The sequence below is a fragment of the Actinospica acidithermotolerans genome (assembly GCF_018139625.1).
GTDB classification, from domain to species: domain Bacteria; phylum Actinomycetota; class Actinomycetes; order Streptomycetales; family Catenulisporaceae; genus Actinospica; species Actinospica acidithermotolerans.
Genome location: NZ_JAGSOH010000027.1, coordinates 60,415 through 69,053 on the forward strand (window position 1 = coordinate 60,415; position 8,639 = coordinate 69,053).

Here is an 8,639-nt window from a genome sequence, read left to right on the forward strand (position 1 = left end):
GCACAACCGTTTGGCACCGCTAGGCCGCCGGACCGAGCACATCAGCCAGATCGTACGCGGTCGGCACGTCCAGTTGGCCGTAGCCGCAGGACTCGGGCTCCCGGTCCGGCCGCCACCGCACGAACCTTGCACTGTGCCGGAACCGGTCCGCCTGCAGCTGGTCGTAGCGCACTTCGCACACCCGCTCCGGCCGCAGCGCCACGAACGACCGGTCCTTGCCGGCGTTCCACCGGTTGAGGACACCCGGGCGCCGGTGCGCGCCGTCGTCCTCGCCGAGCCAAGGATGCTCCTCCCCTTCGGGCACCACCAGCGGCGCGAGCTCGTCGACGAGCGCGGCACGCCGGGCCATCGTGAACGCGCTGGCGCCGCCGACGTAGTTGAGGACACCGTCCTGCAGATACAGACCCAGCATGAGCGATCCGACGACCGGACCGCTCTTGTGCAGCCGGTATCCGGCCACAACGACATCGGCGGTGCGCTCGTGCTTGATCTTCACCATCGCGCGCTCGCCGGGCCGGTACGCGTCGTCCAGCGGCTTGGCGACCACGCCGTCGAGCCCGGCGCCCTCGAAGGTCTCGAACCAGGCCGTGGCCAGGTCGGCGTCCTGGGTCGCGCGTGACATGCGCACGTGCGGGGTCGGTGCGAACAGCCGCGCCAGCACCTCGTGCCGCTCGGACAGCGGGCGGCCCATCAGGTCTTCGTCGCCGGCCGCGAGCACGTCGAACGCGACGAACGTCGCCGGTGTCTGCTCGGCCAGCAACCGGATCCGCGAATCGGCCGGATGGATGCGGTCGGTCAGCCGGTCGAAATCGAGCCGGCCGCCCTGGACCACGACGATCTCCCCGTCGAGCACGCACCGCGGCGGCAGCGCCTCGGCCAGCGAGACGACCAGTTCCGGGAAGTAGCGCGTCAGCGGGTTCCCGCCGCGGCTGCCCAGCTCGATGTCCTCGCCGTCGCGGAAGACCAGGCAGCGGAATCCGTCCCACTTGGGTTCGTACAGGTACCGACCGCTCGGCACCGCCGCCGCGGACCTCGCGAGCATCGGCGCGATCGGGCGCGTGACCGGCAATACCATCGCACATCCTCGCTGGTCGTCCTTGGGACCAGCGCATCACCCCCGACGGCGCGCCCGCAACCGCTCGCGGCCGAACGGTCGTTCCGGCGGCACGTCCCAGTACCGTGCCGGGTTCAGGGCGCTGAGCGGTATCCGGTATCCACAGGAGGGAGCGTCGATCTTCCCCCCGGCTAGAAGCGTGGCCCGGGGTAGGAACCTGGCCCGCGATTCAGCCGGGCCAGGGCGGCTTTTCGCGGATTGTCCGGGCCGTTGCCGCTGGTCGCGGCACTGTTCGAGGCGGCACCGACGTGCGCAAGAGGCGCCGAGCGCCGCGACCTGGATGCCCAACCGGTAGGCTTGCCTGGATATGGAGTGGGAATCGTAGCGCGGACCTGCACGTTTTCAGGTCCGGGGCGAGCGCTCCATGAAGGAGAACAATCAGTATGGCTACCGGCACTGTGAAGTGGTTCAACGCGGAAAAGGGTTTCGGGTTCATCGAGCAGGACGGGGGCGGCCCGGACGTGTTCGCCCACTACTCCGCGATCGCCACCCAGGGCTACCGTGAGCTTCAGGAAGGCCAGAGCGTCAGCTTCGAGGTGACCCAGGGCCCCAAGGGCCCGCAGGCCGCCGACATCCTGCCGATCTGACCCTCGGATCCTTGTGATCGTCGGGGCCGCCGGACTCGTTCCGGCGGCCCCGACGCGTTCAGCCGCCGCGACGCCCTTCCGAGCGCCGAGGCGGGGCGGGGTCGGCGCTCGGTCAGTAGCGTCGGCGGCCGGTCGGCAGGGCTTCGACGTGGTAGGAGCGGGTGTCGCCGGCCGCCGCCAACTCGGCGATGCGGGCGGCGGCCAGTTCCGGCGAGTCGAACTTGTAGGCGTTCGACCTGACGTAGGTGACCCCGTCGGCCCCGAACGACCTGCCCCAGAAGCTGCCTGAGTCTGTCGCGATGATGAAGCTTGTGGAGTCCATCCACCTACCTTACGGTCTCGGCCGAGTCCTGGTGCGCAGCCTGCGGGGCCCGATTGCGCGGCATGTCCGCGGTGTACCGCGTCCCGCGGTCAGGAGGTCCCGCGGAGTCTGGCCAGCGCCTGGGCCAGGATGATCTCGGCGTCCGCGTCGCTGCGCCGCTCGCGGACGTAGGCGAGGTGGGTCTTGTACGGCTCCACGCGCAAGGCGGGAGGCGGGTTGTCCCGGTCCTGCCCGGCGGGCATGCCGCAGCCGTGGCAATCCCACGTCGCCGGAGCCACCGCCTCCGCGGCGAACATCGTCCGGGTCGAATGGCCTCCGGCGCACCAGAACGTCACCGCGACCCGCGCGACGAGATCCCCGCCGCGCTCGGACTCGCCGGCCGGCCCCGATCCGATCCTGCGCCCGCGCACGCCGCTGCTTCGTGCCATGGTTGGTGTCTCCTTTGATCGCGATCGATCCAGGAACGAGCCGGCGCCGATCAGCGCCGCCGTCATCGCCCGAAGCAGGCCCGCAAAACGCGGGCATAGCCTCGACACTACGTCCCGACACGCGGCGGCGGATCACGAAACGGCGTCACTCAGGGAGCGACTGACCCCGCCCGTCGCCCGAACCGGTCAGCCAGCCCTCACGAAGGGGTGCGGTCGGTCCGGCCTTCGAGGGTCTTCATCGCCACGTAGCTGTTGACCGCGGCGACGCCGGGCAGGTTCGCCATGCGGTTGGCGTGGAAGTCTTCGTAGGCGGGCAGATCAGCGACCTCGACTTGGAGCAGGTAGTCGTACGTACCGGTGATGTGGTGGCAGTACACGACCTCGGATAGTCGCACTACTTCGCGCTCGAATGCGACGACGTCTGCGTGTTTGTGGCGCATGAGCCTGACGCCGACGAACACGCGCAGTCCGCGGCCGACGGCGGCCGGGTCGATCAGCGCTCGGTAGCCGCGGATCACTCCGGCCTCCTCCAGTCGGCGCACCCGCCTCAGACACGGCGAGGGTGACAGGCCCACCCGGGCGGCGAGTTCGGCGTTGCTGATCCGCCCCTCGCGCTCGAGTACGGCGAGAATCGCGCGGTCCACTTCGTCGATGTCCACTGAGGCATTTTATTGCGCAAGACGCTCCTCTCGCGCTATCTCACGGGACTCGGAGGCGCAATCTCATGCCAAAGTTGTTCAGGGCGGGCCGTTGGCGCGTGCTTGGAGCTGCGGGTGACCGCATGCTGGATCACGTCAGTCCATCGATCCAGGAGGCGGTAGTGGTCATGCCGGAGGTCACGCGAACGGGGCGAAGCACGCTCGTCGTGCACGCCGACCGCGAGGTCCACCCGAGCGGCGCCGTCGCGCCGCCGATCTATCAGAGCGCGACGTTCGCCGCCGATGACGCGGACGAGTTCGCCCGGGTCGCACTTGAGCCGCGGGGCAAAGATTTCTACACCCGCTACGGCAACCCGAACCACGCGCAGGTCGCCGCGATCGTCGCCGAGTTGGAGGGCACCGAGGCGGCGCTGGTGACCGCTTCCGGGATGGCCGCGCTCACCACCGCGGTACTCGCCCTTGTTTCCGCGGGTGACCATGTCATCGGGCAGAAGTCCACCTATGGCGGCACCGCCTCGGTGCTGCTCAACCTCCTGCCGCGGCTGGGTGTGGCGACCACGCTGGTCGACCAGGGCGACCCGGGGGCGTTCGCCGCCGCGCTGAACCGGAACACCCGGCTGATCCTGCTGGAGTCGCCGAGCAACCCGCTGCTGCAGATCACCGATCTGCGCGCCGTCGCGGATCTCGCCCGCGCGCACGGGGTGGTGACGATGGCCGACAACACGTTCGCCACCCCGATCAACCAGCGCCCGGCCGAGTACGGGATCGATCTGGTCTGGCACAGCGCGACCAAGTATCTCAACGGGCATTCCGACGTCTCCGCGGGCGTGCTGGCCGGGCCCACCCGCCTGCTGGACCGGGTCTGGGACACGGCGATCCTCACCGGTGCCGTGCTCGGCCCCGTAGACGCCTGGCTGCTGCTGCGCGGCATGCGCACCCTGCCGCTGCGCATGTCCCGGCACAACGCCAACGGCCAGGCCCTGGCCGAGGCCCTCAGCGGGCATCGCGCCGTGGCGCGCGTCCACTACCCGGGTCTCCCTTCTCATCCGCAGCACGACCTGGCGAAGTGCCAGATGAGCGGTTTCGGCGCGGTGCTGGGTGTCGAACTCGCAGGCGGGTACGCGGCCGCAGACGCGTTCCTCGGCCGACTGCGTCACTCTCGCCGCGCCGCCAGTCTCGGTGGAGTCGAGTCCCTGGCCGTGCATCCGGCCGCCATGTGGCGCGGCATGCTCAGCGACACCCAGATCGCGGCCTCCGGAGTCCCGTCGGGCCTCATCCGCCTGGCCGCCGGGATCGAGGACGCCGCCGACCTGGTCCACGACGCGCTCGCCGCGGCCGACTCGGTGATCGAGTACGAAGATTCACCGACACGCCCGAAGGAGCCCGTGTCATGAGGACGCTGATCACCGGTGGCAGCGTGCTGAGCATGGACCCGGCCGTCGGCGACTTCGCCAGCGGCGACGTGCTGATCGAGAACGGGATCATCACTCGGGTCGCCGCACACATCGACGCCCCGGACGCCGAGGTGATCGACGCGACCGAGCGGATCGTGATGCCGGGCCTGATCGACAACCACCGCCACACCTGGCAGACCGCGCTGCGCGGCATCGGCGCGGACTGGACCTTCCCCGACTACCGGGCCGCGATCCACGCGACCCTGCGCCCCCGCTACCGGCCCGAGGACGTCTACCTCGGCAACCTGCTCGGACGCCTCGAAGCCCTGCACTGCGGGGTCACCACCATGCTCGACTGGTTCCACTGTGCCGAGGGGCCAGAGCACGCCGACGCCGCCGTCGCCGGACTGCGCGACGCACCGGGCCGCTCGATCTTCTGCTACGGCGCGAACTACGGCCACCAGGGATCGGTCGAGGCCGAGATCCGCCGCGTGCACCGCGAGCTCGATGACGAGCGCGGGCCTGTCACCATGGCGTTCGGGCTGCGCGGCGCGGAGGACACCTCCATCGAGACTGTCGCCGCGGAGTTGAAGCTGGCGGCGGAGCTCGGCCTGCGGACCAGCGTGCACATCGCCTCCGACGGCACCGCCCGCCCCGTCGACGACCTCCGGCGCCACGGCCTGCTCGAGGCGTCGACCACCTTCGTCCACGCCAACGGCATCGCCGACGACGAACTGCGGATGCTCGCCGACGCCGGAAGCTCGATCTCGATCAGCCCCGACGTCGAACTGAAGATGGGCTTCGGCTGGCCGATGACCGGCCGGGCCCTGGCCGCCGGACTGCGCCCGACCCTCTCCGTCGACGACACCCCCGCGGCGGCGGCGACATCTTCTCCACCCTGCGCACCGCCTACGCTGTCCAGCGAGGCCTGGACGGCACCTTACGTGCCCGCGACCTGCTGGAATTCGTCACCGTCGACGCGGCGGCCTCCTGTGGGCTGGCGGAGCGCACCGGCAGCATCGCCCCGGGCAAGGACGCCGATCTCATCCTGTTGCGCACGGACGACATCACCATGTTCCCGGCCACCGACCCAGCGGCCAGCATCGTCACCGCAGGCCACCCCGGCATCATCGACACGGTCCTGGTCGCGGGCCGCCCGGTCAAGCGCGACGGGGCGCTGCTGGGTGTCGACCTGCCGACACTAAAAGCCCGGCTCACCGCGTCACGCGACCGGATCGCCACCGCCGCCGGCGTCCGCCTCGACGCAAACTGGCGGCCGAGCCATGACCAGCGGTAACCCACCGGCGTAGAGCACGGCCGCGCGCCGGATGCGGCCGGCTCGCCGGTGCCGGGGCATCCACGGCGGCCTGGCAGCCCGCCGATACGGGCCTGATGCATCGTCAGATGGTGGACCTTATTGGGACTTACTCCAACCAATTGAATCGCGCTGACCTGCTGAAACGTACCCGGCGGTGGCTGGGTGAGGCCCCCCAAGCCCCGGTTCAAGATCCAAGAGTCAGTGTCCGGGGCACGTCGAGGGTGATCGTGTCACGGCGGGTGGTTGATCGCTTGAATGAGGAGACGGTGCGCGAGCTGATCGAGGCACGGCGAGGTGGCGCGAAGCTTCGTGAACTTGTTGAGCGTTACGGGGTCAGCGAGAGCAGCCTGAAGCGGCTATTCCGAACAGCCGCAGCTGATGGCCTTCCAACGGCTCCGGCATGTGCGCAGGTCATCGATGGGTGAGGGCAAGACGCCGGTGTTGCCGTCGCGGTAGGAATCGGCAACGAGCTTTCCCGGGACCCCAGTTGAACCCGTCGGGGGTGAACTTGACACCATGATGCCAGGTCAGACTGAGATTTCATAGGACGAACGCCACGTTCGGTTTGTCTTGTTGCGGGAGGTGCCGGGCTCCAGAATCGGCGCATGACTCAATCGGGGAGAGTTGATTTTGACGCCGTGGCACGCGCGCAGGCGCAGCTGCTTAGCTCGCGGCGCCTGACGACGCGGGAGTTGACTGCCGCGTACCGCACGGTGCGCACGGCCACGCCCGGTGCGTATGCGGAGCAGTTCGTGCGCGCCTTGATATCCGGTGGCTATGGAACCGACGATCGGGAAGCGCGGGTGGTCCTGTGGGCGGAGGCGGTCGAGGCCGCACGCCAAGCACTGGAGGCCGACCCGCGGTTCGCGACGCTGCTCGTTGACGCGCTCAAAGCGTATGAGTGGGGTCTGTATGACCTGGGGCGTCGGGGCGAGGGCTTGGTGGTTTGCGAGGAAATGGCGCTAACCGGGCGGCGCGCGTACGAGGCCGGCGTCGTGCATTTCCCGAGCTACGGCAGTTGGGAGCTTGCGTGCAAGCTCGCCGAGGAAGGGCGTCACCGGGAAGCCGCTGCGCTTCTGGGACCTATCACGCGAGACAGATTGATCGAGCAGTCGGGAACCGTCTTTTGGCCGTGGATTGCGTGGATTGCCGAACTCGACGCGGCGGATGCGGGCGAGGCCGCGCGAACGGAACTGCGCGCGCTGATCGAGCATGACCGCGCCAAGGCCGCGACGGGCAAGGGCGCGATGGCCATCGTGATCTGGGAGTTGCTGCTCCTGGTGGATATGGCCCGGGCGCACGGTTGCGTCGAAGACACCGACGCGGCTGCCGACCAAGTCGAGGACCTGCTCGCCTGCCTGGCCGGGTCGGCGGAAGCTCGCAACTCGAGCAATCTTCTATCCTGGTGGACGGTGCTTGCCGCGCTGACTGGACGCCGTGAGGACCGGCCCGCGCCCGGGGAACCGGAACCGCCGGTGTTTCTTGATCTGTTCTGGTCGCCGGACCTCATGCGCACCTACCTCGGCGTTGGGCGCGAGCGTCTCGAAACCGAAGTCAACCGCCTCACCGAACTCGCCGCAGACGATCCCGCCGAGCATCTGCCGCACCTCATCGAGACCCAACGCATGCTCAAGCTGCGCTCAATAAAGTACTGGGCCAGGCGCAGACGGCAGGGCGAAGAGCCGCTTCGGAGCTACTTCGATGACGGCGTCGGGTTCGCCCGTCACCTCAACGAGCTCGACGGGGTTCACGGACGACCTGCGCTTTCCAGAGCCTTGGCAGACAGGGCGGGCCTGAGTGTCGCGGCAAACGACTACGCGGTGGCACTGGCAGACTTCCGGGAAGCCCGCCAGGTCATTGCGGAGCACGCGATGTCTGAAGCTGCTGCTACAGCCGCTGCCGACCGAGACGGCACGCGGGACCGTGCGCCTGCACCTGCGCGCAGGAGCGCCTGATACGGAGCCGTTCCCCGGGGCTGATTGTCGCTGTCGGCCTAGGACAGCATCCCGGGCCTCCGGCGACGGAGCCTCCGGCCGGCGACCGGGCAGGCAGGAGCCATCGGCGCACTCGTGAACGTGCCGGTGGTAGAGGTGCCCGGCCCAATACGACGGAAGCTCATGGGTGTGCAGCCAGTTGTACGGCCCGTGCAGATCCTCATCGGCCACGAAGGACTCGACGATCACCTTGGCGTGCTCCGGTTCGAGATGCCACCTCGCCCACAGGTCGAAGGCGACCTCGTGAAGGTGTTCGTCGATCTCGGTAGGCGCGTCGAGGTCCAGTCGCAGCGGAAACATGCACGCATCTTGGCAGGCTGAATGAGGCGGGGACCATCCATTTGCGACCCGGTGCGCCAATGCCCGGATTCAGGGCAGAGAGGTCTGGGGCCGACGGCGTTGCGGCTCTCCGATTGGCTTTGTCGCGATCTTGTGATGGTTGGGGCCGACTGAGGAGGGGGTTGCACACACCGCTACTCGGCGGCAGCGAAACTCTTGATCATGTGACGCATGGCCGGAGTGGGGATCGCTGGATTGCGCGCGGCGGTGGCCGCCGTTCGTTCGTCGAGTAGCAGGTCGACCAGTAGGTCTCGGGGCAACGAGGGGTGGGTCTGGGCGGTCTGTCGGACGGTCGGGTCGACGTCGTCGATCAGGCGGCCTGCGTCGTCGGCGGTCAGGCGTGGGTCCTTTGCGGCGTCTGCCCGGACGTCGGCGTCGGCGTCTCGGCTGAGCCGGGCGACGAGCTCCGGGGTGGATGCGGGGTCGTCCAGGGCCACGCGGCGCATGCGCGGGTCAGGGTCGTCGGCGAAGCGCAGGAGGCAGT

Annotated in this window: 8 protein-coding genes and 2 pseudogenes; 5 read left to right on the forward strand and 5 right to left on the reverse strand. The window is 69.1% G+C overall.

The features are described 5' to 3' along the window. Window positions 1–19: 19 nt before the first annotated feature. The gene (locus tag KDK95_RS12215; protein ID WP_212518221.1) at window positions 20–1,075 is read right to left on the reverse strand and encodes an ATP-dependent DNA ligase; all 1,056 of its coding nucleotides are present in this window, start codon (window positions 1,073–1,075) and stop codon (window positions 20–22) included. A 422-nt stretch (window positions 1,076–1,497) separates the two neighbouring features. Here KDK95_RS12215 and KDK95_RS12220 point away from each other — a divergent pair, with 422 nt between their 5' ends. Beyond that, window positions 1,498–1,701, forward strand: a complete 204-nt coding sequence (locus tag KDK95_RS12220) for a cold-shock protein (protein WP_212518222.1) — start codon at window positions 1,498–1,500, stop codon at window positions 1,699–1,701. 112 nt (window positions 1,702–1,813) lie between these two features. Here KDK95_RS12220 and KDK95_RS12225 read toward each other — a convergent pair whose 3' ends face one another. The 3 genes from KDK95_RS12225 to KDK95_RS35755 all read right to left on the reverse strand — a co-directional run bounded on the left by KDK95_RS12225 (window position 1,814) and on the right by KDK95_RS35755 (window position 3,104). Further along, on the reverse strand, window positions 1,814–2,023 hold the full coding sequence (locus KDK95_RS12225) for a hypothetical protein (RefSeq protein ID WP_212518223.1): 210 nt from the start codon (window positions 2,021–2,023) through the stop codon (window positions 1,814–1,816). Window positions 2,024–2,112: 89 nt separating this feature from the next. After that, a complete protein-coding gene (locus KDK95_RS12230; protein WP_212518224.1) occupies window positions 2,113–2,451 on the reverse strand; it encodes an RNA polymerase-binding protein RbpA in 339 nt (112 codons plus the stop codon). Between the two features lie 197 nt (window positions 2,452–2,648). Further along, window positions 2,649–3,104, reverse strand: coding sequence for an Lrp/AsnC family transcriptional regulator (locus tag KDK95_RS35755; RefSeq protein ID WP_372463312.1), 456 nt, complete (start codon window positions 3,102–3,104; stop codon window positions 2,649–2,651). A gap of 173 nt (window positions 3,105–3,277) precedes the next feature. Between KDK95_RS35755 and KDK95_RS12240 the strand changes: the two genes are divergently transcribed. The 4 genes and pseudogenes from KDK95_RS12240 to KDK95_RS12255 all read left to right on the forward strand — a co-directional run bounded on the left by KDK95_RS12240 (window position 3,278) and on the right by KDK95_RS12255 (window position 8,137). Then, complete coding sequence (locus KDK95_RS12240) at window positions 3,278–4,504, forward strand: trans-sulfuration enzyme family protein (protein ID WP_372463313.1); 1,227 nt, start codon at window positions 3,278–3,280, stop codon at window positions 4,502–4,504. Next, window positions 4,501–5,801 (forward strand): annotated as a pseudogene (locus tag KDK95_RS12245) (amidohydrolase family protein). Before KDK95_RS12240 ends, KDK95_RS12245 begins: the two are co-directional and overlap by 4 nt. A gap of 626 nt (window positions 5,802–6,427) precedes the next feature. Next, complete coding sequence (locus KDK95_RS12250; protein ID WP_212518228.1) at window positions 6,428–7,777, forward strand: hypothetical protein; 1,350 nt, start codon at window positions 6,428–6,430, stop codon at window positions 7,775–7,777. A 189-nt stretch (window positions 7,778–7,966) separates the two neighbouring features. Then, entirely contained in the window at window positions 7,967–8,137 is a 171-nt protein-coding gene (locus tag KDK95_RS12255; RefSeq protein ID WP_212518229.1) for a hypothetical protein, read from the forward strand. 152 nt (window positions 8,138–8,289) lie between these two features. On the opposite strand, the pseudogene KDK95_RS12260 reads toward KDK95_RS12255, so the two are convergent. Continuing rightward, a pseudogene (locus KDK95_RS12260) lies at window positions 8,290–8,639 on the reverse strand (PE-PGRS family protein); the annotation flags it as partial.